The 26,228-nt window shown below is 47.2% G+C and carries 24 protein-coding genes; 17 read left to right on the top strand and 7 right to left on the bottom strand.

Features of this window, described 5'->3' with window-relative positions:
* Positions 1-4: 4 nt before the first annotated feature.
* Positions 5-1,462, bottom strand: coding sequence for an aldehyde dehydrogenase family protein (locus tag AC0OMA_RS19840; RefSeq protein WP_474222361.1), 1,458 nt, complete (start codon positions 1,460-1,462; stop codon positions 5-7).
* A 183-nt stretch (positions 1,463-1,645) separates the two neighbouring features.
* Here AC0OMA_RS19840 and AC0OMA_RS19835 point away from each other — a divergent pair, with 183 nt between their 5' ends.
* The 3 genes from AC0OMA_RS19835 (at position 1,646) to AC0OMA_RS19825 (ending at position 4,701) form a co-directional block, all read left to right on the top strand.
* A complete protein-coding gene (locus AC0OMA_RS19835; RefSeq protein ID WP_474222360.1) occupies positions 1,646-2,539 on the top strand; it encodes a PucR family transcriptional regulator in 894 nt (297 codons plus the stop codon).
* Positions 2,540-2,659: 120 nt separating this feature from the next.
* On the top strand, positions 2,660-3,757 hold the full coding sequence (msmX, locus tag AC0OMA_RS19830) for a maltodextrin ABC transporter ATP-binding protein MsmX (RefSeq protein ID WP_003242648.1): 1,098 nt from the start codon (positions 2,660-2,662) through the stop codon (positions 3,755-3,757).
* A 104-nt stretch (positions 3,758-3,861) separates the two neighbouring features.
* Positions 3,862-4,701, top strand: coding sequence for a polysaccharide deacetylase family protein (locus AC0OMA_RS19825; RefSeq protein WP_038829093.1), 840 nt, complete (start codon positions 3,862-3,864; stop codon positions 4,699-4,701).
* A 13-nt stretch (positions 4,702-4,714) separates the two neighbouring features.
* Here AC0OMA_RS19825 and AC0OMA_RS19820 read toward each other — a convergent pair whose 3' ends face one another.
* The 3 genes from AC0OMA_RS19820 to cimH all read right to left on the bottom strand — a co-directional run bounded on the left by AC0OMA_RS19820 (position 4,715) and on the right by cimH (position 8,132).
* Positions 4,715-4,912, bottom strand: coding sequence for a hypothetical protein (locus AC0OMA_RS19820; protein ID WP_041520077.1), 198 nt, complete (start codon positions 4,910-4,912; stop codon positions 4,715-4,717).
* 57 nt (positions 4,913-4,969) lie between these two features.
* Positions 4,970-6,658, bottom strand: a complete 1,689-nt coding sequence (locus AC0OMA_RS19815) for a M56 family metallopeptidase (RefSeq protein ID WP_181220305.1) — start codon at positions 6,656-6,658, stop codon at positions 4,970-4,972.
* Positions 6,659-6,779: 121 nt separating this feature from the next.
* Positions 6,780-8,132: a citrate/malate transporter CimH gene (gene cimH, locus AC0OMA_RS19810; protein ID WP_181220304.1), complete on the bottom strand. Its 1,353-nt coding sequence runs from the start codon at positions 8,130-8,132 to the stop codon at positions 6,780-6,782.
* 554 nt (positions 8,133-8,686) lie between these two features.
* Between cimH and cydA the strand changes: the two genes are divergently transcribed.
* The 5 genes from cydA (at position 8,687) to AC0OMA_RS19785 (ending at position 15,692) form a co-directional block, all read left to right on the top strand.
* Complete coding sequence (gene cydA, locus AC0OMA_RS19805) at positions 8,687-10,093, top strand: cytochrome ubiquinol oxidase subunit I (RefSeq protein WP_003243795.1); 1,407 nt, start codon at positions 8,687-8,689, stop codon at positions 10,091-10,093.
* The gene (gene cydB, locus AC0OMA_RS19800) at positions 10,077-11,093 is read left to right on the top strand and encodes a cytochrome d ubiquinol oxidase subunit II (protein ID WP_015385033.1); all 1,017 of its coding nucleotides are present in this window, start codon (positions 10,077-10,079) and stop codon (positions 11,091-11,093) included. The genes cydA and cydB overlap by 17 nt, the downstream gene beginning before the upstream one ends.
* On the top strand, positions 11,093-12,796 hold the full coding sequence (cydD, locus tag AC0OMA_RS19795; protein WP_181220303.1) for a thiol reductant ABC exporter subunit CydD: 1,704 nt from the start codon (positions 11,093-11,095) through the stop codon (positions 12,794-12,796). Before cydB ends, cydD begins: the two co-directional genes overlap by 1 nt.
* Positions 12,793-14,520, top strand: coding sequence for a thiol reductant ABC exporter subunit CydC (gene cydC, locus AC0OMA_RS19790; RefSeq protein ID WP_181220302.1), 1,728 nt, complete (start codon positions 12,793-12,795; stop codon positions 14,518-14,520). The genes cydD and cydC overlap by 4 nt, the downstream gene beginning before the upstream one ends.
* A 341-nt stretch (positions 14,521-14,861) precedes the next feature.
* The gene (locus tag AC0OMA_RS19785) at positions 14,862-15,692 is read left to right on the top strand and encodes an NAD(P)H-hydrate dehydratase (protein WP_181220301.1); all 831 of its coding nucleotides are present in this window, start codon (positions 14,862-14,864) and stop codon (positions 15,690-15,692) included.
* Positions 15,693-15,706: 14 nt separating this feature from the next.
* Here the strand turns inward: AC0OMA_RS19785 and AC0OMA_RS19780 are convergent, their stop codons facing one another.
* Positions 15,707-17,080, bottom strand: a complete 1,374-nt coding sequence (locus AC0OMA_RS19780) for a cytosine permease (RefSeq protein WP_003244111.1) — start codon at positions 17,078-17,080, stop codon at positions 15,707-15,709.
* A gap of 211 nt (positions 17,081-17,291) precedes the next feature.
* Between AC0OMA_RS19780 and sigY the strand changes: the two genes are divergently transcribed.
* The 6 genes from sigY to AC0OMA_RS19750 are packed head-to-tail and all read left to right on the top strand — an operon-like array spanning position 17,292 to position 20,196.
* On the top strand, positions 17,292-17,828 hold the full coding sequence (gene sigY, locus AC0OMA_RS19775) for an RNA polymerase sigma factor SigY (protein WP_181220300.1): 537 nt from the start codon (positions 17,292-17,294) through the stop codon (positions 17,826-17,828).
* Positions 17,821-18,141, top strand: a complete 321-nt coding sequence (locus AC0OMA_RS19770) for a YxlC family protein (protein WP_181220299.1) — start codon at positions 17,821-17,823, stop codon at positions 18,139-18,141. The genes sigY and AC0OMA_RS19770 overlap by 8 nt, the downstream gene beginning before the upstream one ends.
* Positions 18,138-18,344 (top strand): sigma Y negative regulator YxlD, encoded by a 207-nt coding sequence (yxlD, locus tag AC0OMA_RS19765; protein WP_015385026.1) that lies wholly within the window; start codon positions 18,138-18,140, stop codon positions 18,342-18,344. Before AC0OMA_RS19770 ends, yxlD begins: the two co-directional genes overlap by 4 nt.
* Positions 18,341-18,529: a sigma Y negative regulator YxlE gene (yxlE, locus tag AC0OMA_RS19760; RefSeq protein ID WP_003227293.1), complete on the top strand. Its 189-nt coding sequence runs from the start codon at positions 18,341-18,343 to the stop codon at positions 18,527-18,529. The genes yxlD and yxlE overlap by 4 nt, the downstream gene beginning before the upstream one ends.
* A gap of 6 nt (positions 18,530-18,535) precedes the next feature.
* Positions 18,536-19,423 carry an ABC transporter ATP-binding protein gene (locus AC0OMA_RS19755; RefSeq protein WP_181220298.1) on the top strand — a complete coding sequence of 296 codons (888 nt, stop codon included), beginning with the start codon at positions 18,536-18,538 and terminating at the stop codon, positions 19,421-19,423.
* A complete protein-coding gene (locus AC0OMA_RS19750; RefSeq protein ID WP_181220297.1) occupies positions 19,420-20,196 on the top strand; it encodes an ABC transporter permease in 777 nt (258 codons plus the stop codon). Before AC0OMA_RS19755 ends, AC0OMA_RS19750 begins: the two co-directional genes overlap by 4 nt.
* On the opposite strand, the gene AC0OMA_RS19745 is transcribed toward AC0OMA_RS19750, so the two are convergent.
* A complete protein-coding gene (locus tag AC0OMA_RS19745) occupies positions 20,193-21,395 on the bottom strand; it encodes an MFS transporter (RefSeq protein WP_181220296.1) in 1,203 nt (400 codons plus the stop codon). The genes AC0OMA_RS19750 and AC0OMA_RS19745 overlap by 4 nt on opposite strands.
* Before the next feature lie 103 nt (positions 21,396-21,498).
* Entirely contained in the window at positions 21,499-23,142 is a 1,644-nt protein-coding gene (gene katX, locus AC0OMA_RS19740) for a catalase KatX (RefSeq protein ID WP_015385023.1), read from the bottom strand.
* A 127-nt stretch (positions 23,143-23,269) separates the two neighbouring features.
* Between katX and AC0OMA_RS19735 the strand changes: the two genes are divergently transcribed.
* From AC0OMA_RS19735 to licR, 3 genes are all read left to right on the top strand, one after another.
* The gene (locus tag AC0OMA_RS19735; protein WP_003227303.1) at positions 23,270-23,860 is read left to right on the top strand and encodes a DNA-3-methyladenine glycosylase; all 591 of its coding nucleotides are present in this window, start codon (positions 23,270-23,272) and stop codon (positions 23,858-23,860) included.
* Positions 23,861-23,888: 28 nt separating this feature from the next.
* Positions 23,889-24,047: a hypothetical protein gene (locus AC0OMA_RS19730; protein WP_009968374.1), complete on the top strand. Its 159-nt coding sequence runs from the start codon at positions 23,889-23,891 to the stop codon at positions 24,045-24,047.
* 163 nt (positions 24,048-24,210) lie between these two features.
* Positions 24,211-26,130 (top strand): transcriptional regulator LicR, encoded by a 1,920-nt coding sequence (gene licR, locus AC0OMA_RS19725; RefSeq protein ID WP_063334872.1) that lies wholly within the window; start codon positions 24,211-24,213, stop codon positions 26,128-26,130.
* Positions 26,131-26,228 lie beyond the last annotated feature (98 nt).

Here is a 26,228-nt window from a genome sequence, read left to right as displayed (position 1 = left end):
TCATTTAGAACGGATATTTGCGGTATTGCTTCTGTATCGAAATCCATTTGGTCACGGTAAATTCCTCGACGACCCACGGATTACCGAAGCGGCCGACACCGCTTGCTTTGTTTCCGCCAAAGGCAATATTCGGCGAATCATTGACGGACTGGTCGTTGACATGGGTCATGCCGCTGTCAATTTGCAGGGCGAACTTTTCGCCTTTTTCTAAATCAGAAGTGAAAACCGCAGAGCTGAGGCCGTATTCAGTATCATTTGCCATGTCAATCGCTTCCTGATCGCTACCAGCTTTAATAATGGTCGCGATTGGCGCAAACAGCTCCGTTTGTGCAATTTTGCTGTTGTTGTGCGCACCGACAAAGACGTACGGCGTCAGCACGTTTCCGACACGTTTTCCTTCAACCGCAAGCTCAATGCCGTCTGCCTTTGCCTGCTCAATGATCTCCAGCGCTTTTTCAATTTGGCGCTCGTTGATCAGCGGGCCGACAACGGTTTTCGGATCGGTTTGATCACCGTACGGAAGCTGTTTGACACGAGCGGTGAACTTTTCTACAAACTCATCGTACACATCTTGATGAACGATGATCCTGTTGATAATCATACAGATTTGTCCCTGGTGAATAAATTTTCCGAAAATCGCGGCATCCACAGCACGATCGACATCCGCATCTGAAAGAACGGCAAATGGATTGTTGCCGCCGAGCTCAAGTGCCATTCGTTTGAAGGCGCGACCGGCGATTTCACCGATGTGGCGCCCGACTGCGGTTGATCCCGTAAAGCTGATTAATCTCGGGATTGGATTGGTCAGCATGCCGTCCCCGATTTCCTTTACATCCGTCAGCATGACGTTAAGGACACCGGCAGGAAGACCGGCGTGTTCGAACGCTTTCGCAATGATGGTTCCGCCGGAAAGAGCGGTTTGGATATCAGGCTTGTGAACAACGCTGTTTCCCAGCGCAATCGCGGGCGCAATGGATCTCATGGATAGATTCATTGGAAAATTAAATGGGGAAATCGATGAAATGACACCAAGCGGAAGGCGGTAAATCTTATTGGTTTTCCCTTCAATGTTGGATGGCACCTCTTTGACGCCGCCTAATTCGCCGGTATACGTCATGGCTTCATCTAAAATCGCAATCGTTTGTTCCAGCTCGATCGTTGATTTAATGATCGTTCCGCCAGTTTCGCGGGCGATCATCATGATGATGTCATCACGGTTTTCCTGTAAATAGCCGCGCGCTTTTTGCAGGACGGCTTTTCGATCTTCCGTTGTGCTCTTGGCCCACTCTTTTTGAGCTTTCCTTGCAATGTCAAACGCATCCTCCAGCTGTTTGCCCGTTGCCAAAGATGCTGTTGTGATCACAGACTGGTCATACGGATTCAAAATGTCCTCCGTACGTCCGCTTTCTCCCTCAGTCCATTTTCCGTTGATAAAACTTTTGTTTAACGTTTCGAAACTCATAAGATGACCCTCCTTTGGTCCTGCATATCCTCTTCTATTTCCGCTGAAGCCAATATGTAAACGAATGAGGTTTCCCTTTCAGTTTCTCGTCTATCTATACCGGATATACTCTTTTTTAGTGGAGAACATGTGTGTTTCGCCTTATACTGAATATACAGATCCTTACATAAGAGAGGAGACTCTATGAAATCGCTGCTGGCTATTTATCCCGGTTCGATTGTGTCTGAGGAGCTTTGCATAAGGGAAGGCTGTCTATGTTTTTTTGATGAGAGCAATCAGAGATATATCTCCATTCCGAAAACAGAGATCAGTGAAAAAGAAGTATTGGTGCTGCAGTCATTTTTGACGCCTGCGGATGAGGGCAATCAACTGTCTATGAAATCACCTGAGGAAAACAAGTGGTTTTCATTCCTTTTTTCCAGAGGGGAATTGCCGGCGTATATAAAGAAACGGACGAGATTTGTTCACTTTCATTTATTCGGCAAAATAGAAAGGACGTCCTTTACGGAAGCGGTTCGCCATTTTTGGCCGGTGTCTTTTGTGATTGTGTGGATCCATGAGGACAGAGGCGTGATTGTCGAGCAGGAAAGTGAAGCGACGGCGGAGAAGGACGAACTGGAATCGCTTGCGAAGGTTCTTGAAAGTGATTTCTACTTCAGTGTCCGTTTTTACGCCGGAAGATTTTACGAGCCGGATGAGTGTCTGCGAAAACATTACGCTCGTGAACAGGCGTATTTCCTGTTTGCTGAAAAACGGCTGCCTCAGGTGCAGAGTGTGACCTTTGAGATGATCTTTCCTTTTCTATTATTAGAAACAGAAAAAGAAAAACTGGAAACGCTGCTCTCTGAAGAAGCTGAGCTTTTATTTGGAAGTGAAGCTGAGCTAAGGAAGACCATTAAGCTGTTTATTGAAAACAACTCAAACGTCACATTAACAGCGAAAAAGCTTCATCTGCATCGCAACAGCCTGCAATATCGGATTGATAAATTTATTGAGCGGTCAGGGATTGATATTAAATCGTACAAAGGCGCGCTTCTTGCCTATTTTATCTGCCTGCAAAATGAAAGTTCAGAATAAATTGGAAATATGCACGAAAAATGGCTGGGTGATTTTATGAACGCTGCCCATTTTAGCGAGAGGGAATTGCTGTTACACTCAATATAAGAAAGCGTTTACAATAACAAAGGGGGATGTTAGATGGCTGAATTGCGGATGGAGCACATTTATAAATTTTATGATCAAAAGGAACCGGCGGTTGATGACTTTAACCTTCATATTGCCGATAAGGAATTTATCGTATTCGTCGGCCCGTCCGGCTGCGGGAAATCAACGACGCTGCGAATGGTCGCAGGACTTGAAGAAATTTCGAAAGGCGATTTTTATATTGAAGGAAAACGGGTCAATGATGTAGCGCCAAAGGACAGGGATATCGCGATGGTATTTCAAAACTACGCGCTCTATCCGCATATGACGGTCTATGATAATATCGCGTTCGGGCTCAAGCTTCGGAAAATGCCGAAGCCTGAAATCAAAAAAAGAGTAGAGGAAGCTGCTAAAATTCTCGGGCTGGAGGAATATTTGCACCGTAAACCGAAAGCGCTGTCAGGCGGACAGAGACAGCGGGTTGCGCTGGGCCGGGCAATCGTGCGGGATGCAAAGGTGTTCCTGATGGATGAGCCTTTGTCAAACCTGGATGCGAAGCTGAGGGTGCAAATGCGGGCGGAAATCATTAAGCTCCACCAGAGACTGCAGACTACTACGATTTATGTGACGCATGACCAGACAGAAGCGCTGACGATGGCGACACGGATCGTAGTCATGAAAGATGGGAAAATTCAGCAGATCGGGACGCCGAAGGATGTTTATGAATTCCCTGAAAACGTCTTTGTCGGCGGGTTTATCGGATCACCGGCGATGAACTTTTTCAAAGGAAAGCTCACGGATGGCTTAATCAAAATCGGTTCTGCGGCATTAACCGTCCCGGAAGGAAAAATGAAAGTGCTGCGTGAAAAAGGCTACATCGGCAAAGAGGTCATCTTCGGCATCCGTCCTGAGGATATACATGATGAATTGATTGTCGTGGAATCATATAAGAACTCTTCGATTAAGGCGAAAATCAATGTTGCAGAGCTGCTCGGTTCTGAAATCATGATTTATTCGCAGATCGACAACCAAGACTTTATTGCGCGGATCGACGCCCGCCTCGATATTCAATCGGGCGATGAGCTGACGGTCGCATTTGATATGAACAAAGGCCATTTCTTTGACAGTGAGACAGAAGTGAGAATTCGATAAGATCAAAAAAACCGGACATGGGGATGTCCGGTTTTTTGCTATTGAAAATCTCAGAATCAAACCGATGAAAAAGGAGGAAGAAATAGACAGAAAGCAGGAGAACGATGAAACGATTGTTTTTAAGCGTCTTTCTTTTGGGCAGCTGTTTGGCGCTTGCGGCTTGCGCTGATCAAGAGGCGAATGCAGAGCAGCCGATGCCAAAAGCGGAACAAAAGAAACCGGAAAAAAAGGCAGTACAAGTTCAGAAAAAAGAAGACGATACATCCGCATGGATCAAAACAGAGAAACCGGCAAAGCTGCCGATTTTGATGTACCACAGCATTTCTTCAGGAAACAGCCTCCGTGTGCCAAAAAAAGAATTCGAGGCGCATATGAAGTGGCTTCATGATAACGGCTATCAGACATTAACGCCGAAAGAGGCGTATCTCATGCTGACGCAGGATAAAAAACCGAGTGAGAAGTGCGTGCTGATCACATTTGATGACGGGTACACCGACAATTATCAAGATGCGTATCCGGTGCTGAAAAAGTACGGGATGAAGGCAACGATTTTTATGATCGGCAAATCGATCGGACATAAGCACCATCTGACAGAGGAACAAATGAAGGAAATGGCACAGCACGGCATATCGATTGAAAGCCATACGATTGACCACCTTGAACTGAACGGATTAACGCCTCAACAGCAGCAAAGTGAGATGGCTGATTCGAAAAAGCTGTTTGACAACATGTTTCATCAGCAAACCACCATCATCAGCTATCCGGTAGGGCGCTACAATGAGGAGACGCTGAAGGCCGCTGAAAAAACAGGCTATCAAATGGGCGTGACGACAGAACCGGGCGCGGCTTCGAGAGACCAGGGAATGTATGCCCTCCATCGTGTGCGCGTGTCCCCAGGCATGTCGGGCTCGGCTTTTGGTGCGTACATCGAATCAATGAAATAAAAAAAGGCGGCGTTTAATCGCCGCCCCCTCCGCCGCCACAGCCGGAATCGCTGAAACCTCCGTCACTGCCGCATCCATCATGGTGCGAGCTATGATCTGAATAACCGAAATACCCGCTGTCCGCCTGCTGGCGGCTTTTATTTTCCGATGACTGCGGCTGAATGACTGAAAGAAAAACAATAATAGCTATTATCAATAAGATCACTATCACTTCTGGTCACTCCCTTTTTTCACCATATCTGTTATACGGATGAAACGCTGACCGGTTTCATTTCAAAGTGATCGATTCTTTCAGTCGGTCTCTGAGCCAGCGCTTTAGCACCCCATGTCCTTTGTTTGACAATAAAGTGCCGACACGCCAATACATAGGGGGATGAGGAGCGAACTGAAAATCAATCAATCTGAAAAACCAGCTTTTATCACGGGTGAGAGAGTCAATTTGAAGCTCGTCTTCACCTGTTTCAGAGCTGTAGGCACTTTGTTTCTGTATGTCCTCATCCTGCCGAACCGCCAAGATTCTCAAGGCTTCAGCCATTTGTTTGTAACCGCCCTCCAGCAATGATGCGCCAAGGTTGTCAGCACGCACCTCCATCCATTGTGAACAAAAGGATTGATAGAGCTGGAACAGGATAATGATTGCCATAATGAAAGCCCAAAGCGCAATTTTGTGGGCCTCGGAATGGGTGATATGCTGCTCAAACAAGAGGAAAATCCCAACGACAGCTCCAAGAAATAGAAAACGCAAAAGCTGTGATGACAGAACGTCACGTTTTTTGATATGAATTGCCTCATGGGCCAGAATGCCTTCGATAACACGCTGTGGAAGTGTTAGTGTGGCGCTTGTCAGGATGACCATTGACCTCCCGACATTCATGCCTACTGCCATTCCGTTGTAATCATCACTCTCCGTTTCGTATATGCGGACATGGGAAATGCCGGCCGATCGGAAAATCTTATCGGCCGCTGCCTGTACATGCGGATGATGACAAGGCTTGGCGTCCATCGCCGCCCGCAACACACGGTCTGACATATACATGTTGAATACCCAATACAGGATTACGGCAACAGCCATGACCCATGGAGAGGCGTGTAATGCGTATAACGCGAGCACCAATAAGGCGTAAGCGGATACCCCTTTTACGCTGGCGGCAAAATAAAGCTTCCCGAGCAACCGCTTCACATTTTTTCTATGATAAAACGGCAAAACAGAAATCACATTGTCCACATCGTTTTCTGCATCTGTGTATTCCTGGAGAATTGTTTTCCATTTTTGCGGTTCCTTCACCGTCAAAAACAGTGTTTCGCCGGGAAGAGACAGTTTAATGACTTGCTGAAAGCTTGTTGTCAAATCTAAACGGGATGAATACATCGTCAGTAGCGGATGGAGCTTTAAGAGATCTGCCGTTGATTCAAGCTGAATGTCCTTCAAATCGGAAAGCGGGTATGTACGGGTTTCATAGTGTGAGCTGATATGCAATTTTTCTAAGGCAGCTGAATAAAAAACCTTTACGCTGAAAACATTCAGTATACGCTTCACCAGTGCCCCTCCGCCGGAGATCATGCCGAGAAGGATCACATATTTGAGAGGGCTTGTGTCAGGTCCATAGATGAAAAAAATAACACCCCCTGCAAACACAATGGCGGTCAGCGTAATGTCTGACAGGAGACGTGTTTTGTTTCTGGCCAGCTCGATTTCCTGCCAGTCTCCCGAAGGTTTTTCCACACGCTCTGAAACAATGAGATCCATTGCGGTCCAATAGCAGAAGAACATTGTCGCGATTGAGACAATGCCGTCCATGAATGAGAGATGAGAGAAGATGTAAACTGCAGCGCCGACCCAAAGAACAATATCGATCCAGAAGTCTACGGCCGGAATGAGTTTTGCTGCCAGGGCTGATATCAAATAAAATCCCAGCCCGAGAAGCATAAAGAGAAATAGATGAGTTCCCATAGGCATGCCATATTCCTTTCTATCTAGTATTTCCAACTATTACTATAGCATGAGGCGGGAACTTGCAAAAACATGGACATGCAAAAAAGCAAGCTCTTTCGTTTGACGAAGAACTTGCTTGTGGGGATTAATAAAACTGGTGAAGCAGCATAAAGGTTAAGGATACTGTAATCGCGCCCCCGATGCGGGTAGACACTTGGGCGAAAGGCATTAGCTCAAGCCTTTCAGCGGCGCTTAAAATGGCAACGTCACCCGTGCCGCCTTGCCCAGAATGGCACGCATTGATAATGGCGGTTTCAATCGGATACATGTTCAGCCATTTTCCAGTGAAGAAGCCAACGACCATCATGGTCACAACGACAGACAGAATCGTAATAATATTGCTGAGGTTAAAAGCGGCGACAAGCTTGTCCCACGGCGTCATGGATACCCCAATTGCAAAGAGAAGCGGGTAGGTCACAGCTGTTGAAAAAAAGCGGGACACTCCAAACGCGCCATTTTCAATTGAGGCAGGCACCAATCTGAACAGCTTGATTAGAACAGCCAGTAACAGCATGGCAACGGGTGCCGGAAAACCGAAAAAATCGTGAGCGAGCATGCCAACTAAGTATAAAGAAACAGCAAGGATACCGCCTGACGCAAATAAAGAAAGGTTGAACATTTGCTGTCCGCTTTGTGATTCCTCCAGCGCAGGGGACTCTTCTTCGGAGCGGTCCACTTTGCCGTTGCCTGTCCATTCCGGTTTTTTCTTTCCGATGCGGTTCAGCAATCCCGCTAGAATAATCGCGCACAGGCTGCCCAGCATAATCGATGGCAGAACAAGTGCAAACGCTTCCCCTTGAGAAATGGGCATGATGTCAGAATATCCGATGGACAGCGGGATAGCGCCTTCTCCGACTCCTCCAGCCATGATCGGAATGACAATGTACAGCAGGGTATGCTGAAATCCGAGTCCGAGCAATGTCCCGACAGCCAGTCCGACAATAGCGGCTGTGACAGAACCGACAATAAGCGGAATAAAGATTTTCATGAATGCTTTTACGAGTGTTTCTCTTTTCATGCCGAGAATGCTTCCGACGACAATACCGGCGATAAACAAATATAGAAAGTTTGAGTTTTCTGTAAATTCTGTGGTGGATTTGACGATATCATTAGGCAGCAGGTGATAGTACACGATAGCGGACGGAATAAAAGTAGCTAGGATGGCTGGGCCGCCGATAGAACGAACTATCGGTATCGATTTGCCGATTTGGGCAAAGGTAAACCCGAAAAACGCCATGACGGCGATGGATGTCAAAATGTCACTTTTTACATCGTGATGCATAACAAAAACAGTGATTAATATAAACAGCAAGGCATACACAGGAAGCGGTATGATGCCTACTTTTATATTCATGGCTTTCGCAAACCAATTCTCTTTTCGAACCCCTTCGTGAATTGTATCCGTTTGCAATTGCATGTGTGTTTGAAGCTCTCCCATTGAAAAACCTCCCCTATTCTTGATGCAGTGAAATTGTTCACTATGTTAAGTATACTAAAAAATTGAAATTATTAATATATTAAAAATTTACTATTCAACTTTTCTCCACTTGCCGTTTTAGTTGGAAAGAGGCATTCTGACTAAAATCGGTTTATGACGGAATGCTGGGAATCGAGTGCTGGTGCGGGGCAAGCATTTTGTTCGCAAGGAACGATGTGTTGATGTACGATAATAAAGGGTCATTTATCCTAGCAGCCGACATAAATAAGCAACAAAATAGACAAAAATCCGTCACATAGCGCGGGACTTTTTAGGTATTTTAGGCTTTATTTTTGAAATGAATCGTTGTAAAGTACTTAATATGAACCAGTCAGAGATTGTGTCATTTGGTCAGTCTAGCAATCTTGCATCATATTGAACGACTTTTTGACACATTTGTGAAATATTGAGCAATATTTTTTTCGTCTATTTTGTGAATTGCTGATCAAAGTTTTGGTTCTATTTGTGAAGTAGTGAGCAAATTAACAGTTTCAACCGGAAATGGAGGAGAAAGCATGAGTGAATTGGTATTAGCCCGCATACAATTTGCATCAACAACGTTGTTTCACTTCTTGTTTGTGCCGATGTCTATCGGGCTTGTGTTTATGGTTGCGTTAATGGAGACTCTTTATCTTGTAAAGAAAAATGAACTGTATCTCAAAATGGCAAAGTTTTGGGGACACTTATTCTTAATAAATTTCGCAGTCGGTGTTGTAACGGGGATTTTGCAAGAATTCCAGTTTGGACTGAACTGGTCAGATTACTCCCGTTTTGTCGGAGATGTATTTGGCGCTCCGCTTGCGATTGAGGCATTATTGGCGTTTTTCATGGAATCTATTTTTATCGGATTATGGATTTTTGGCTGGGACCGCCTGCCGAAGAAAATTCACGCTCTCTGCATATGGCTCGTATCATTCGGAACGATCATGTCATCTTTCTGGATTTTAACAGCAAACTCCTTTATGCAGGAGCCGGTCGGTTTTACGATCAAAAACGGCCGCGCGGAAATGAATGATTTTGGCGCGTTGATTACAAACCCTCAGCTTTGGGTTGAATTCCCGCACGTCATTTTCGGTGCGCTTGCCACTGGAGCTTTCTTTATTGCCGGAGTGAGTGCTTTTAAACTGCTGAAGAAAAAAGAAGTGCCGTTTTTTAAGCAATCTTTTAAACTCGCAATGATCGTCGGCCTTTGTGCCGGTCTTGGCGTCGGCCTTAGCGGACACATGCAGGCTGAGCACTTGATGGAATCACAGCCGATGAAAATGGCTGCCAGTGAAGGCCTATGGGAAGACAGCGGTGACCCTGCTGCTTGGACCGCTTTTGCGACGATCGATACAAAAAATGAAAAAAGCTCAAATGAAATCAAAGTTCCTTATGCCTTGAGCTACTTGGCTTATCAGAAATTCAGCGGAAGTGTCAAAGGGATGAAAACCCTTCAGGCTGAGTACGAAAAAATATACGGAAAAGGCGACTACATTCCGCCAGTGAAAACGACATTCTGGAGCTTCCGCATCATGGTTGGCGCAGGCGTTGTCATGATTCTTGCTGCGTTAGGCGGCCTCTGGCTGAACCGCCGCAAAAAGCTTGAAAACAGCAAATGGTATTTGCGCATCATGATCGCGTTGATTTCCTTCCCGTTTCTTGCGAACTCCGCGGGCTGGATTATGACAGAAATCGGACGTCAGCCTTGGACGGTTATGGGCTTAATGACAACGGCTCAATCTGTGTCGCCTAACGTAACTGCGGGCTCCCTGTTATTCTCAATCATCGCATTCGGTGTAATGTACATGATTCTGGGCGCGCTGCTTGTCTTCTTGTTTATCCGTGAGATTAAAAAAGGTGCGGAGCATGATAATCATCATGATGTGCCTGTATCAACAGATCCATTTAGTCAGGAGGTATACCATGGCATCTCTTCATGATCTTTGGTTTATACTCGTTGCTGTATTGTTTGTAGGATTCTTCTTTTTGGAGGGCTTTGATTTCGGGGTCGGCATGGCGACCCGTTTTCTTGGCCATAATGAATTAGAACGCAGAGTGCTGATCAACACGATCGGGCCGTTCTGGGACGCGAATGAAGTGTGGCTTTTGACTGGCGCAGGCGCCATTTTCGCGGCATTCCCAAACTGGTATGCAACGATGCTGAGCGGTTATTACATTCCGTTTGTCATAGTGCTGCTTGCGTTAATGGGCCGCGGGGTCGCGTTTGAGTTCCGCGGCAAGGTGGATCATTTAAAATGGGTAAAGGTTTGGGACTGGGTCGTTTTCTTCGGCAGTCTGATTCCTCCGTTTGTGCTTGGTGTGCTGTTCACGACATTATTCCGCGGGATGCCGATTGATGCCGACATGAACATTCACGCACATGTATCTGATTATATCAATGTATATTCTATACTTGGCGGTGTGACGGTAACACTTCTTTGCTTCCAGCATGGATTAATGTTTATCACGCTGCGTACGATTGGTGATTTGCAAAACCGCGCCCGGAAAATGGCGCAAAAGATAATGGGTGTTGTTTTTGTAGCGGTTCTTGCCTTCGCGGCCCTTTCTGCGTATCAGACAGACATGTTTACACGCCGCGGCGAGATTACCATTCCGCTCACTGTTTTGATTGTCATCTGCTTTATGTTCGCGGCTGTATTTATTCGTAAGAAAAAAGACGGCTGGACATTTGCGATGACAGGCGCTGGTCTGGCGCTGACCGTGGGAATGATCTTTATTTCCCTATTCCCTCGCGTAATGGTCAGCTCGATTCAAAGCGCGTTCGATTTAACAGTAGCTAACGCTTCTTCCGGAGATTATTCGCTTAAAGTCATGTCAATTGCAGCATTAACGCTATTGCCGTTCGTCATCGGCAGCCAGATCTGGAGCTATTATGTCTTCCGGAAGCGCGTCAGTCATAAGGAGCCTATGACTTATTAATGGGAAAAGACCTGTTTCGATATAAAGGAATGAAGCGGATTCTCACCGTGATTACTTGCTTAACGCTGATTCAGACAGCCGCTATTATCATGCAGGCAGAGTGGCTGAGTGAAGCTGTAACCGGGCTTTTCAACGGGAAGAGCATTGCCTCCCTGTTTCCGGTGATCGGCTTTTTCCTCATCGCTTTTGTCGCGCGGCACGGGGTGACAGTGGCGCGTCAGAAAATCGTCTATCATTATGCCGCCCGGACGGGAGCTGATTTGAGGAAAAGCTTTCTCGATCAGCTGTTCCGCTTAGGCCCCCGCTTTGCAAAGAAAGAGGGGACGGGGCAAATGGTGACGCTGGCGATGGAAGGCATCATCCAGTTCCGCCGTTACCTTGAACTGTTTTTGCCGAAAATGGTCAGCATGGCGATTGTGCCTGCGGCAGTTGTCATTTATGTGTTTTTTCAGGATCAGACATCAGCCATCATTTTAGTCGCTGCTATGCCGATTCTGATCATCTTTATGATTCTCCTCGGCCTTGTCGCGCAGAGAAAAGCGGATCGTCAGTGGAAATCCTATCAGAGACTTTCCAATCATTTTGTTGATTCTCTTCGCGGGCTGGAGACATTGCGTTTCCTAGGTTTGAGCAAGTCACACAGCAAAAATATTTTCTATGTGAGTGAGCGGTATCGCAAGGCAACGATGAGCACACTCCGGGTGGCGTTTTTGTCATCATTCGCCCTCGATTTTTTCACGATGCTGTCGGTGGCGACAGTCGCAGTATTTCTGGGCCTGCGCCTTATTGACGGCGATATTTTGCTTGGCCCTGCTTTAACGGCGCTTATTCTGGCACCTGAGTATTTTTTGCCGGTGCGGGAAGTGGGGAATGATTATCATGCAACGCTGAACGGCCAGGAAGCAGGAAAAACCATTCAAGAGATTTTGTCACAGCCTGGTTTTAAAGAAGAGACGCCGCTTCAGCTTGAGGCTTGGTCCGATCAGGATGAGCTGAAGCTGTCAGGCGTGTCAGTCGGCCGTTCGGTGTCTGATATTCATCTCTCATTCAAAGGCAAGAAAAAAATCGGCATTATCGGTGCAAGCGGCGCAGGAAAATCAACATTAATTGATATTCTCGGCGGATTTTTAGAGCCGGATGGCGGGATGATTGAGGTTAATGGTACAAGCCGGTCCCATTTGCAGGACGGCAGCTGGCAGAAGAACCTTCTTTACATCCCTCAGCATCCGTACATTTTTGATGAAAAGCTTGGGAACAACATTCGCTTCTACCATCCAAGCGCTTCGGCAGAGGATACAGCCCGTGCTGCTGCTGCGGCGGGACTGGCGGAGCTGGTGGATAGCCTTCCTGAAGGATTAGAGGGGCGGATCGGGGAAGGCGGCCGGGCGCTCAGCGGCGGCCAGGCACAGCGTGTCGCGCTGGCCCGCGCCTTTTTGGGAAACCGTCCGATCCTGCTGCTGGATGAGCCGACCGCCCATCTTGATATCGAAACAGAATATGAAATAAAAGAAACGATGCTGGATTTATTTGAGGATAAGCTCGTCTTTCTCGCGACTCACCGCCTTCACTGGATGCTCGATATGGACGAAATTATCGTGCTGGACGGAGGCAGGGTTGCGGAAGTCGGGACTCACGATGAATTGCTGGCGAAAAACGGTGTGTATACCAAACTCGTGAAGGCACAACTGGGGGAAAGAGCATGAAGAAAGAAGAATGGATTTTGCCGTATATCAAGCAAAATGCCCGCCTGTTTGTTCTGGTTATCTTTTTGGGCGCGGTGACGATTTTTTCTGCTGCTTTTCTCATGTTCACCTCGGGTTTTTTGATCTCTAAGGCGGCGACAAGGCCGGAAAACATCCTGCTCATTTATGTGCCGATTGTCGCTGTGCGCACCTTTGGGATTGCGCGCTCTGTATCGCGATATGTGGAACGGCTCGTCGGGCATCACATTATTTTGAAAATCGTATCCGACATGCGCGTCCGCCTTTACAATATGCTTGAGCCGGGTGCTTTGATGCTGCGTTCCCGTTTTCGCACGGGGGATATGCTCGGTATTTTGTCTGAGGATATTGAGCATTTGCAGGATGCTTTCTTAAAAACGATTTTTCCTGCGATCTCAGCCTTGCTCCTGTATGCTGTCTCAGTGATAGCGCTCGGCTTCTTCTCTTGGCCGTTTGCCATATTGCTTGCGCTTTATTTGTTTGTTCTTGTTGTATTGTTTCCGGTTGTGTCTTTGCTCGTGACGAGAGCGAAGAATGCGAAGCTGAAAAGCGGACGGAATGTGCTGTACAGCCGTCTGACAGATGCTGTGATGGGTGTCAGCGACTGGATGTTCAGCGGACGCCGGCATGCGTTTATTGATTCCTATGAAAAAGAGGAACATGATTGGTTTGAGCTTGAACGGAAAAAGCAATGCTTTACGAGATGGCGGGATTTTGCTGCGCAATGCCTTGTCGCCGGCCTTATTTTGCTGATGCTGTTTTGGACAGCGGGACAGCAAGCGGACGGCGAGCTCGCTAAAACGATGATTGCCGCTTTTGTGCTAGTGGTGTTTCCGTTGACGGAAGCCTTTTTACCGCTTTCGGATGCTTTAGGCGAAGTGCCGGGCTATCAGGATTCTATCAGACGCATGAACAAGGTGGCTCCTCAGCCGAAGGCGCCAAAAACAGAATCAGCTGCTGAACCGTTTGATCTCCAAGATGTCACACTGTCCTTTCGTGATGTGACGTTTTCTTATGACAACAGCATCAAAGTGCTTGACAACTTTTCCTTTACGCTGCGCCAAGGAGAAAAAATGGCGCTTCTCGGCCGAAGCGGCTCTGGGAAATCGACATCGCTTGCATTAATCGAAGGCGCCTTGAAACCGGACTCCGGTTCTGTGACGTTAAACGGAGTGGAGACAGCGCTGTTAAAGGATCAGATTGCGGATGCGGTGGCCGTGTTAAATCAAAAACCGCACCTGTTTGATACAAGTATTTTGAACAACATCAGGCTCGGAAACGGAGAAGCAAGCGACGAGGATGTGCGCCGCGCCGCAAAGCAGGTCAAGCTGCATGACTACATTGAGTCATTGCCTGACGGATATCATACCTCTGTACAAGAAACCGGCATCCGTTTTTCCGGTGGAGAGCGCCAGCGGATCGCACTTGCGAGGATTTTGCTGCAGGATACACCGATCATCATCCTCGATGAGCCAACAGTCGGCCTCGATCCTATTACCGAACGTGAATTGATGGAAACGGTGTTTGAGGTGCTGAAAGGAAAAACGATTCTATGGATTACGCACCATCTCGCGGGAGTGGAAGCGGCTGATAAAATCGTGTTTCTCGAAAACGGAAAAACGGAAATGGAAGGAACGCATGAGGAGCTTCTGGCGGCAAACGAACGGTACAGCCGCCTGTATCACCTTGATGTTCCTGTAAAATAGAAGACAGCCCCTGAGGCTGTCTTTCATCGTGTCGACAAACCCTCGCATTCGTTGTCAGTCCTGCGCGTTGGTGCTCACGAATGACTAAGGAACAGCGGCTAAATGCTTAGGCGTCCTGCCCAAACACCGCTGTCATCACATCCTGTGAAAGTCTGCTCCGATGCTCGCCCTTCCTAGACTTCAAGGGTTTTCAATCACGCTGAATAGATGACATAATCATAAAATGAAAACCATTTTATGATTTTATCAACAATCTAAGACAGCCCTAAAAGGCTGTCTTTTTTGTTTGAAAAAGAAAAGGGACAGGAAAAATAGGAAAAGAAAGCAGAGGAGGGATAGAGATGAATGTTCCATATTGGACGGAAGAGCATGTAAGGGCCACGCTTCCTGAAAGAGATGCGGAGAGCCATAAAGGCACGTACGGTACGGCTTTGCTGCTGGCGGGAAGTGACGACATGCCGGGCGCAGCGCTGCTTGCAGGGCTTGGGGCCATGCGGAGCGGTCTCGGCAAGCTTGTCATCGGTACATCAGAAAGCGTAATCCCGTTAATTGTTCCTGTTTTGCCCGAGGCGACCTATTGGCGTGACGGCTGGAAAAAGGCGGCGGAGGCTCAGCTTGAAGAGACGTACCGGGCCATTGCCATCGGATCGGGCCTTCCGCAAACGGAAAGCGTACAGCAGGCAGTCGATCATGTGCTTACGGCTGATTGTCCTGTTATTTTGGATGCCGGAGCGCTGGAGAAGCGCACATATCCGAAACGGGAGGCACCCGTCATCCTCACGCCGCACCCGGGCGAGTTTTCCCGAATGACAGGGATGCCCGTGAACGAATTGCAGAAAAAAAGAGCGGAATATGCAAAGGAATGGGCGGCTCAGCTGCAGACTGTCATTGTGTTAAAAGGAAACCAAACCGTCATTGCGTTTCCTGATGGAGACTGCTGGCTCAATCCAACCGGAAACGGGGCGCTCGCCAAGGGCGGAACCGGTGACACGCTGACGGGCATGATATTGGGGATGCTCTGCTGTCATGAAGATCCAAAGTACGCCATATTAAACGCGGTCTATTTGCATGGTGCGTGCGCCGAGCTCTGGACGGACGAGCACTCCGCTCATACGCTGCTCGCTCATGAGCTATCGGACATGCTGCCCCGCGTGTGGAAACGATTTGAATGATAAAAAAGCTGTCTTCAGAGAGAAGACAGCTTTTCTTGATACCCCGCCCGTTTTTTCAGACGCGGTTTCATTAATACATAGTAAAGCACAGAAGGCACGGCCAAGCCGATAATCCATGCGATGTCTCCGCCGCCAAACATTTTGGCAAGCGGTCCGATGTAAAAGCTTGTGTTGATAAACGGAATTTCCAGCAAGATAGACAGAACGAACGCAATTGTGGTGATCCAATTGACCTTTCCATAAGGCCCGTTTACGTCGAACATGGCTTTGACTTGATACTTTCCGTGGCGGACGAAGTAGTAATCGACTAAATTGATTGCCGTCCACGGAATTAAGAAATAACTGATGAAAAAGATAAAATTCAAAAACAACTCCATAAAATTGCTCTGTCCCAGTAGGCTTAAGACTGTGCCGACAAGCGTGACACCCAGGATCATGATGATTCTGACTTTGGGCGTGACTTTTAATTTCAGAAACGGCTCCAGCGTTGTTGTCGTGGACATGAATGCCCCATACAGGTTAAAAACATTGATCGCCATTTGCCCAAATAACACAATGATCAGCATAATAAACGAGAAGGGACCGAACAATTGGACAATCTGGCTGCCTGAGTTTGCCGTAAAGTCAGGAAGTGAGGTTGTCAGCAATGCGCCGAGCAGCATCATCCAGATGGAGCTGACAGATGTACCTGCATAGCTGTACCAAAATGTTTTTGAAGCCGGTGTTTTAACTGGCAGATATCTTGAATAATCGGCAACATACGGCGCGTAGGCAAGCTGCCACGTCGCAACTGCGCTGACTGCCACCAAGAAAATTGGCAGATCAATCGCTCCGGGAATCCAGCTGCCTGCCGGAATCGGCAATTGAAAAATGAGAATCGTTGCAGCAAAAAATACAGCAAAAGAGGTCCAAGAAAGGATTTTTTGCATTTTGTGAATCAAATCATGGCCGAAAATGGTGAGTAAAAAACATACGGCGCTTAAGCCTATAATGCTCCACGATCCCGGGATGGGAACAAAGCTGCTTAAGGTTCCGGCCGCCAGAATCGTGCTGCTTGCGAAGAAACCAAGGTAGATAAACATGACTAAGAAGAGGGGAAGAATCGCTCCGATTACGCCGAATTGGGCACGGCTTTGAATCATTTGCGGGATGCCAAGCTGAGGGCCTTGCGCGGAATGAGACGCCATAAATATGGCACCGATTAAGGTTCCGCAAATAATAGCGGCAACACTCCAAAACAGATTAAGTCCCATTGCAACGGGAATCGTGCCAGTCACTAACGTGGTGATATGCATATTAGCCCCGAACCATACGGGAAATAAATCTTTCGCTTTACCATGTCTTTCTTCATTCGGAATATATTCAATCGTTCGCCTTTCTACTTTCAATGCATCGTCCTCCATATTGGATGTTTTTTTGAAATCGACATAAAGTCATAGCTTAACAGACTATGAGGGGGTTTACAAATAAGGATATGCAGCCAAACGGCCGGGAAGCTTGATCTGTCAATGGCTGAAAAGAATTGTAAAAAAGATGAACGCTTTTGAATCCGGTGTCGTCTCATAAGGCAGAAAAACAAAAAAGGGGGGATCATGGTCATTGGATACACAAGAAGAACAGCGGCTGATACAGCAGGCGAAAGAGGGAAACGACGAGGCGTTTACAGCCCTTTTCCACTATCACTATTCTTTTTTATATAAATATTTGTTAAAGCTTTCCCTTCGCCCCGATCTCAGCGAGGAACTTGTTCAGGAAACCTTTCTGAAAGGGTACATCCATTTAAGAAGCTTTCAGGGCCGTTCAAAATTCTCCACATGGCTGATCTCCATTGCATCGCGGCTCTATCTCGATCACCAGAAAAAGAGAAAGAGAGAATGGAAACGGAATCAGACAGTTACGGAGGAAACAATCCGCAAGATCAAGTGGGACGTGTCAGTGAAAGGGGCAGAATGGAGCGAGACGCTTGATCTGTTTTCAAAGCTGGACCCTAAATTGCGCACGCCAGTTTTATTAAGGCATTACTACGGCTATACCTACGCCGAAATTGGGATGATGCTGCAGATCAAGGAAGGCACGGTGAAGTCTAGAGTTCATAATGGACTCCAGCAAATCAGAAAGGAGTGGGACGATGAATAAAGAAAAGCTTTCAATTCATTTCAAATCAGAATTGCAGAAAATTGATCAAACAGCCAATCCCTCTATACCGAATCAAAAAGAACTGCTTTACCAGCTGTTACAAATGAAAGCTGAACGCAGAAAAAAACTGATGAAAGAGATCATCTTATTTGTATTCTGTGCGCTGATGGTTGTGAGTGCGGCAATCCTGGCATTCACTCAAGCTCCTGCTGTGTTTATTGTGCTTCAAGTTTGTGTGCTTGCGGTGTTGCCGATTTTGATTGCGGCTGAGAAAAAAAGGCATCTCGGCGAATGTGAGGTGAAACGCAGATGACACAAACAGAAATTGTCATAACGGTTGCGGCTTGTCTCGTCGTATTGTCACAGGGAATCTTTTTATTTATTGATGCGAAAAAACGTAATCGCATGGCATGGGTTTGGGGGATTGTCGGATTGATTCAAGCACCGATGCCTCTGATTTGTTATTACTTTTTTGTCATTAGGCCGGATCGGAAGAAAAGGGGGATCAAGCAATGAATATTTCTTGGGAAATGATTTTGCCGCTGATTGTATTACAGCTGGCTTTGGCGGTGTTTGCCCTCATCAGCTGTATAAAAGAAGAGCGGACGAACGGGCCAAAGTGGATGTGGGCTGCAATCATCGTATGTATCAATATTATCGGGCCGATTTTATTTTTCACCGTCGGCAGAAAGCAAAGGTGAGCTGGCATGCTGTCTATTGAGTCATTATGCAAAACATATCGGCATCATGAAGCTGTAAAGAATGTCAGTTTTCACGTGAATGAAAACGAGTGTGTCGCACTATTAGGTCCCAATGGAGCCGGTAAAACCACAACACTGCAAATGCTTGCCGGGCTGCTTTCGCCATCCTATGGAACCATAAAGCTGTTAGGGGAGAAAAAGCCGGATCGGCGTTTGATTGGGTACCTCCCGCAGTATCCAGCTTTTTATTCGTGGATGACCGCAAATGAATTTTTAACATTTGCGGGGAGACTGTCCGGTCTTTCGAAGAGAAAATGCCAAGAGGAAATCGGCGAGATGCTGGAATTTGTCGGTTTGCACGAAGTGGCGAACAAAAGGATCGGGGGCTATTCAGGAGGCATGAAACAAAGACTCGGTCTGGCACAGGCACTGCTCCATAAACCGAAGTTTTTGATATTGGATGAACCGGTGTCTGCTCTTGATCCGACAGGGCGGTTCGAGGTGCTGGACATGATGCGGGAGCTGAAAAAGCATATGGCCGTTCTGTTTTCTACACATGTTTTGCACGATGCAGAGCAGGTGTGTGATCAAGTGGTGATTATGAAAAACGGTGAAATTTCATGGAAAGGCGAGTTACAGGAGCTGAAACAACAGCAGCAAACGAACGTTTTTACTCTTTCAGTGAAAGAGAAGCTGGAAGGTTGGCTTGAAGAGAAGCCTTACGTCTCAGCTATTGTCTATAAGAATCCGTCCCAAGCTGTTTTCGAGCTGCCTGATATACACGCTGGCCGGTCATTATTAAGTGACTGTATCCGAAAGGGATTGACCGTCACCCGATTTGAACAGAAAACGGAGTCTCTAGAAGACGTCTATCTAAAGGTGGTGCACGCATGAAGGTGATGATGGCGCTATTGCAGAAGGAGTGGCTGGAAGGATGGAAAAGCGGTAAGCTGATTTGGCTGCCGATTGCGATGATGATCGTCGGGCTGACACAGCCGCTGACCATTTATTATATGCCGGAAATCATCGCACATGGAGGGAACCTTCCTGACGGCATGAAAATCAGTTTTACGATGCCCTCCGGGTCTGAAGTGATGGTCAGCACGCTTTCTCAATTCAACACGCTTGGCATGGCTCTGGTCATCTTTAGTGTGATGGGCAGTGTAGCCAATGAAAGAAATCAAGGGGTAACAACGCTGATTATGTCGCGGCCTGTGACGGCAGCCCATTATATCGTGAGTAAATGGCTCATCCAAAGCGTGATCGGCATTATGTCGTTTGCAGCTGGATACGGGCTTGCTTATTATTACGTTCGGCTGCTGTTTGAGGACGCATCATTCAGCCGCTTTGCCGCAAGCCTTGGCCTTTACGCGCTTTGGGTGATATTTATTGTGACCGCCGGCCTTGCCGGAAGTACGATATTCCGGTCTGTCGGAGCAGCTGCCGCTTGCGGGATCGGGCTCACAGCAGCCGTTTCCTTTGCTGTTTCACTATTTCCAGATGGTGCGAAGTGGCTTCCGGCTGAGATTTGCAAGCAGGCGGAGCATATCCTTCTTCATGGAGAGCGGGCAGATTTTTTCGGATGGTCACTTACTTTCTCCATTCTGGGCATCATGCTTCTGGCCGTGTTTTCTGTGTGGCGATTCCGGCGGTATGAAAGCTATTAATTGATCATGTTACGTTTTTGCGCGAGCATCACAAAAAAGGCGGCAAATGCCAGAAACCCGGCTCCATAAAAAACTCCCGCAAGCCCGACAAGCTGTGCGATTTTTCCGGCAAGAAGGGGCCCGAGGAAGATGCCTAGCGCATAAAATGATTGATAAAACCCCATCACTGACATTTTTAAACGGGCAGAACTGATTTCGACGACATGGCTTAGCAGCAGAGGAAAAACGAAGCCGAGCGCCAGTCCGATACAGGCGTGTGTGATGCAAACCGTGAACAATGCAGCTGAATAAGGAACGTATAGCAAACAGACCCCGGTGACAGCGAAACTAATGAGCATCACGGAGTAAGCGATACGTCTTGTAAAGCGCAGAAACACAAAGCTTAATGTGGCGGCTGCGTGTGGGAGGAAAAAGGCGCTCATCACCCAAAGCAGCTCCGCGTCGCCCATTCCGAGCTGATTCATGTAAAGCGGCGTAAAACCAAACACTGTGATAAATAATACGGCATGGGCCGTCATAGACAGGATGGTGAAAAGCTTCAGCTTTGGCAGCCGTAATGTATCTTTGATGTATTGATTGACACGAATGGTGTCACGGTTTGCGGGAGGAGCAGACGGATCCTTAATAAAGCAGCAGATCACCAAACCTGCGGCAGAGGCTGCCAGCGCCATCCAAAATGGAAGCTGCCTGTCTAAATGGGCTACGGCGAGCTCGCAGAACACAATGCTGGCAAACTGAGGCATGACGGTAAAAAACTGCATGATGCCCATTGCTTTTGATGCATTGCCATTGTTGAAATAATGTGCGTATAAAATGGTCGCCATCACCCACATAGAAGCAGTGATTCCCGCGAAAAGCCGGGCGGCCAGCACGAAGAAGAAAGAATCAAACATCAGAAAAAGCAGGCTGCTGAGGACAGAAAAGCCGAACCCGGAAATTAACAATTGCTTGCGCAAGGAAAACAGGATGTCTGACAAAAGGCCGAGCGGGAATCGCAGAAGGATTTGCGTGACCCCGTAGCTGCCGAGAATGATGCCGATTGCGCCATATGAAAAGTGCAGATCCTCCAAATACAGACTGAATACAGGAACGTAAATATAGCCTGAAAACCAGAAACAAAATACCATGCATAAAAAAACGGCGTGATCTAAAGCGCCGATTGTTTTTTTCTGAGGAATCAAGTCCTGCTGTAATTCCATCGTATCTCTCCACCCCTTTCCTTCCAGTACAACACAATTGTTGAAAACGTTTCAATAGAAAAATAAAAAAACAGGGCTTCAAAAAAAGCCCTGTTCGCTGATGTTAATACGGATCAGATGGGTGGCTCTCCTGTTCAGCCTGCTTTGCAGCCTGTTCCGTTTCAGTTGTGCCAATCGGCCCGTTGCTGTTGTTTTCGGAAACCTTTTTTAGCCCTTCTGCTACGCGTTTTCCGTAGTCAGGATCAGCTTTTGTGAAATTCTCAATCATTTGATCCTGAATTTCTTTTCGGCACGTAGAAAGCGTATTCACCAAATTCGTAATCAATTCGTTCCGCTCAAATTCAGTAAATCTCCGGTACGTTTCTCCAGCCTGTCCGAAGTTGTTTGTTCTGTCAATCGCTTCACGCTTTACATCACCTTCGACATGCGGCGTATGGTCTTTTCCGTCCTGCTTCGCTTCCTTCAGCCCGCCCATAATGGATGGCTCATAGTTGACGTGCGGGTTTTGTCCTTCTGCTCTATCGACCCGATATTGCATTTGCCCGCCTTCCTGGTTGGTGGCGACATGCTTTTTCGGCGAGTTGATCGGGAGCTGCAGGTAATTTGCGCCTACACGGTAGCGCTGCGTATCAGAGTAGGCAAACGTCCGTCCCTGAAGCAGTTTGTCATCGGAAAAATCAAGCCCGTCGACAAGCACCCCCGTTCCAAATGAAGCTTGCTCCACTTCCGCATGGTAGTTTTCCGGATTTTTGTTCAGCACCAATTTGCCGATCGGTTTCCATGGGAAATCGTCTTTATACCACAGTTTTGTCGGATCAAGAGGATCAAAGTCCAGTTCAGGATGCTCATCATCGCTCATGATTTGAGCATACACTTCCCACTCTGGATAATCGCCATTTTCAATCGCGTCATATAAATCCTGTGTGGCATGGTTAAAGTTTTTCCCTTGAATCTCTTCTGCTTCCTTCTGTGTCAGGTTGCGGATGCCCTGCTTCGGTTCAAAATGGTATTTCACGAGAACGGCCTTGCCCTCCTCATTCACCCATTTATAGGCATGTACGCCTGAACCCTGCATTTGCCGGTAGTTGGCCGGAATGCCCCAAGGCGAAAACAAGAAGGTGATCATGTGTGTCGCTTCAGGAGATTGAGAAATGAAATCGAAGATACGTTCACCATCCTGGATGTTGGTCACTGGATCAGGCTGAAATGCGTGTACAAGATCCGGAAATTTCAGCGGGTCGCGGATAAAAAAGATTTTCAGGTTGTTTCCGACCAAATCCCAGTTTCCGTCTTCTGTATATAGCTTTACAGCAAAACCGCGCGGGTCTCTCAATGTTTCAGGCGAGTGTTTTCCATGATTCACAGTTGAAAAACGGACAAATGCCGGTGTTTTCTTGCCTTTTTCCTGAAAGAGTTTGGCCCGTGTGTATGTTGAAATCGGTTCGTCTCCGAAGCTTCCGTACGCTTCAAAATATCCATGTGCACCTGCTCCCCTGGCATGAACAACCCGCTCTGGGATGCGTTCTCGGTCGAAGTGGCTGATCTTTTCGAGAAAATCATAGTTCTCAAGTGTTGTAGGCCCTCTATTCCCGACGGTTCTCACATTCTGGTTGTCAGTAACAGGATGCCCCTGCCTATTCGTTAAGGTATCCTCTGACTCGTTTTTCCCGGATGTCTTATGAGAAAGCGCTTCCTCGCTCCCTTGGGCATTTGATTGGTGCTGCTTGTTTTGATGATCATCTTTCAATGGTTGGCCCTCCTTTTTTGAACGGTAACAATATTCCCTGAATGGAAAGATTTTAAAACAGCCGTTTTTTTGATCTGCTTTGGGAATGGTACAATGTACAAAAATCGGTAAAAGGAGAGGTCGATTCGTGACAAGAGAAAAAAATCCGCTGCCCATCACGTTTTATCAAAAAACCGCTCTTGAGCTTGCCCCATCGCTTCTGGGCTGCCTTCTTGTAAAAGAAACAGACGAAGGCACAGCGTCAGGCTATATTGTGGAAACAGAGGCCTATATGGGGGCTGGAGACAGAGCGGCACACAGTTTTAACAACCGCCGGACGAAGCGGACTGAGATCATGTTTGCAGAAGCTGGGCGGGTATATACATATGTGATGCACACTCATACATTGCTGAATGTCGTTGCCGCGGAAGAGGATGTCCCGCAAGCGGTATTAATCAGGGCGATTGAGCCGCATGAAGGCCAGCTGTTAATGGAGGAGAGAAGGCCGGGCAGGAGTCCGAGGGAATGGACAAACGGGCCTGGAAAGCTGACGAAAGCGCTTGGCGTCACGATGAATGACTACGGACGCTGGATCACGGAACAGCCGCTTTACATCGAAAGCGGGTACACACCGGAAGCAATTTCAACAGGCCCGCGCATCGGCATTGACAACAGCGGGGAGGCACGCGATTATCCATGGCGTTTCTGGGTGACGGGAAACAGGTACGTGTCGCGTTAGCATGTTTAAGGAAGAGGCAATCAGGGGAATGGTTGAGAAAAAAGAAGGGAGAATCGGAGCTTTGAAAAAGATGATCAAAACCGTTATCAAATGGGCGCCGGTCATTTACCCGATTGTTCGAAAAATCATGAAGGACCGAAAGGCGTCTAAACAAAAGAATATGTCCGCATCTAGAACAGCCGGCTGACCCCGGCTGTTTTTTTTATAGGTCAGTTTTCCCTCTAGTCCTCCGGATGTTCATTGACTTGCCATTCTCTCCATTATAGAATTTATATACATTTCGCATCCCTTCATCATCCTTTCTGCCTATTCACTGAATCCCTGCATCTACTAGATAGGAGGTTTTTCTCATGCTTCATGGGCGACTTCGTGATATTCTGCGCTTGCTGATGGCGGCTGAAGCCCCGGTGACAAGTTCGTTTTTTGCCGCGCAATTAAACGTAACGACGCGGACAGTCCGCAATGATATAAAGGAACTGCAAGGTGTGCTAAGCGGCCACGGTGCCTTTGTACAATCTGTAAGAGGCTCCGGCTACAAGCTCCGCATTGATGACGAGCAAGTATTCAGAACACTGCTGCAAGATGTATTTCAGCAAAAAAAGGGCCTGCCGGTATTGCCGGAGGAGAGAATGGCCTATCTTATGAAACGTCTGCTGCTGGCGGACCATTATCTCAAGCTCGATGAACTGGCTGAAGAACTATTTATCTCAAAATCTACACTCCAAACGGATTTAAAGGAAGTAAAGAAACGTCTGCTGCCTTACCGCATTGTCATGGAAACACGCCCGAATTACGGCTTCAAGCTGCGCGGGGACGAGGTACAGATGAGGTACTGTATGGCGGAGTACATTGTTGATGAAAGAGAAACGGAGATAGATGTTTTGAATGAAAAGGCTGATATTTTGCCAAAAGAAGAAATTGAGATCATCCGTTCCGCCATCTTGAAAAAAATGAAAAACGACCGCATCCCTCTGTCCAACATGGGACTGAATAACCTCATTATCCATATCGCTATCGCCTGTAAACGGATCAGAACGGAAAACTATGTATCTCTTTTCCCGAAAGATATGGATCATATCTTGCATCAAAAAGAATACCGGGCTGCAGAAGCCATCGTAAAAGAGCTGGAATCAGCGCTTGCCGTTACGTTTCCGAAAGACGAGACGGCCTACATCGCCATGCATCTCCTTGGCACAAAACGAATGACACAATGCGGAGAGGACACATTCTCAATAGAAGAAGAAACCGATCAGCTGACACTTGCCATGATCAAAGCTGTTGATCGTGAACTGAAGCTTGGCATCCTGCATGACAAAGAGCTGAAAATCGGCTTGGCCCTGCATATGAAGCCGGCGATCAGCCGCAACCGATACGGCATGAATCTTCGAAATCCGATGCTCGCAGCGATCAAGGAACATTATCCACTCGCTTTTGAAGCCGGGATCATAGCCGGAATCGTGATAAAGGAACAAACGGGTATTGAGATTCATGAAAACGAAATTGGATATTTGGCCCTCCACTTTGGCGCCGCGATTGAACGAAAAAAAACAGAAAGTCCGCCGAAACGCTGTATCATTGTATGCGCATCGGGTGCCGGAAGCGCCCAGCTTCTGCGCGAAAAACTGCGTTCCCATTTCGGCAAGCGGCTCGATATTCTTGGAACGGCTGAATATTATAGTCTTGATCAAATGTCCTACGAATCAATTGATTTTGTCATCAGCACCATTCCGATTAAAAAAGAGCTCCCTGTACCAGTACTGAAGGTTAACACCATCTTAGGCGGAACTGACTTTACAAAAATAGAATCTATTCTGAGTGATGAAAAGGAAAAAGCCAATCGCTACCTAAAAAAAGAACTCGTTTTTTTTCAGGAGGATCTGCGCTCAAAAGAAGAAGTGATTCAATTTTTAGGGCAGAAAGCGGTCGAATGCGGCTTTGCCGATGAAGAAATCATAGATTCCATTTTTGAAAGAGAAGACATGTCGCCTACGTGTTTTGGCAATCTTGTTGCCATCCCGCACCCGCTTGTTCCACAGACGAAAACAACGTTTTGGGCCGTTTGTACGCTCAAAAAACCGATCGATTGGGAGAGTCAGCGAGTTCAATTTGTCTGTCTGCTTTGTGTCGAAAAGGAGAACAAAGCGGATTTGCAAAGCATGTATAAACTGCTTGGCAGCATTTTGGATGACCCGGCGGCGGTGAACCAGCTGGTCAAATGCCGTTCATATCAAGAGCTTTCGGATGTGTTTGACCAAAAAATGCTGAGCTGACAGCCTGTATATACCTTTTTTCCGTTGCCTGCGGAAAAACCCTGAGTGTTTATGAAAGCGATTTCATAATATGATGATAGCAACAGCAGGACATTACA

It is taken from the genome of Bacillus sp. AMCV2 (assembly GCF_056033925.1).
This window is presented reverse-complemented; position numbering and strand designations above follow the sequence as displayed.

Bases quoted from the DNA above. Each gene is read 5' to 3' on its own strand.
- AC0OMA_RS19825 (WP_038829093.1), top strand. From the start codon at position 3,862: ATGAAACGATTGTTTTTAAGCGTCTTTCTTTTGGGCAGCTGTTTGGCG.
- AC0OMA_RS19745 (WP_181220296.1), bottom strand. From the start codon at position 21,395: ATGGAATTACAGCAGGACTTGATTCCTCAGAAAAAAACAATCGGCGCT.
- cydA (WP_003243795.1), top strand. From the start codon at position 8,687: ATGAGTGAATTGGTATTAGCCCGCATACAATTTGCATCAACAACGTTG.
- yxlD (WP_015385026.1), top strand. From the start codon at position 18,138: ATGACACAAACAGAAATTGTCATAACGGTTGCGGCTTGTCTCGTCGTA.
- AC0OMA_RS19815 (WP_181220305.1), bottom strand. From the start codon at position 6,658: ATGCCTATGGGAACTCATCTATTTCTCTTTATGCTTCTCGGGCTGGGA.
- AC0OMA_RS19770 (WP_181220299.1), top strand. From the start codon at position 17,821: ATGAATAAAGAAAAGCTTTCAATTCATTTCAAATCAGAATTGCAGAAA.
- msmX (WP_003242648.1), top strand. From the start codon at position 2,660: ATGGCTGAATTGCGGATGGAGCACATTTATAAATTTTATGATCAAAAG.
- yxlE (WP_003227293.1), top strand. From the start codon at position 18,341: ATGAATATTTCTTGGGAAATGATTTTGCCGCTGATTGTATTACAGCTG.
- licR (WP_063334872.1), top strand. From the start codon at position 24,211: ATGCTTCATGGGCGACTTCGTGATATTCTGCGCTTGCTGATGGCGGCT.
- cydC (WP_181220302.1), top strand. From the start codon at position 12,793: ATGAAGAAAGAAGAATGGATTTTGCCGTATATCAAGCAAAATGCCCGC.
- AC0OMA_RS19840 (WP_474222361.1), bottom strand. From the start codon at position 1,462: ATGAGTTTCGAAACGTTAAACAAAAGTTTTATCAACGGAAAATGGACT.
- AC0OMA_RS19755 (WP_181220298.1), top strand. From the start codon at position 18,536: ATGCTGTCTATTGAGTCATTATGCAAAACATATCGGCATCATGAAGCT.
- AC0OMA_RS19730 (WP_009968374.1), top strand. From the start codon at position 23,889: ATGGTTGAGAAAAAAGAAGGGAGAATCGGAGCTTTGAAAAAGATGATC.
- cydB (WP_015385033.1), top strand. From the start codon at position 10,077: ATGGCATCTCTTCATGATCTTTGGTTTATACTCGTTGCTGTATTGTTT.
- cydD (WP_181220303.1), top strand. From the start codon at position 11,093: ATGGGAAAAGACCTGTTTCGATATAAAGGAATGAAGCGGATTCTCACC.
- AC0OMA_RS19785 (WP_181220301.1), top strand. From the start codon at position 14,862: ATGAATGTTCCATATTGGACGGAAGAGCATGTAAGGGCCACGCTTCCT.
- AC0OMA_RS19750 (WP_181220297.1), top strand. From the start codon at position 19,420: ATGAAGGTGATGATGGCGCTATTGCAGAAGGAGTGGCTGGAAGGATGG.
- AC0OMA_RS19835 (WP_474222360.1), top strand. From the start codon at position 1,646: ATGAAATCGCTGCTGGCTATTTATCCCGGTTCGATTGTGTCTGAGGAG.
- cimH (WP_181220304.1), bottom strand. From the start codon at position 8,132: ATGGGAGAGCTTCAAACACACATGCAATTGCAAACGGATACAATTCAC.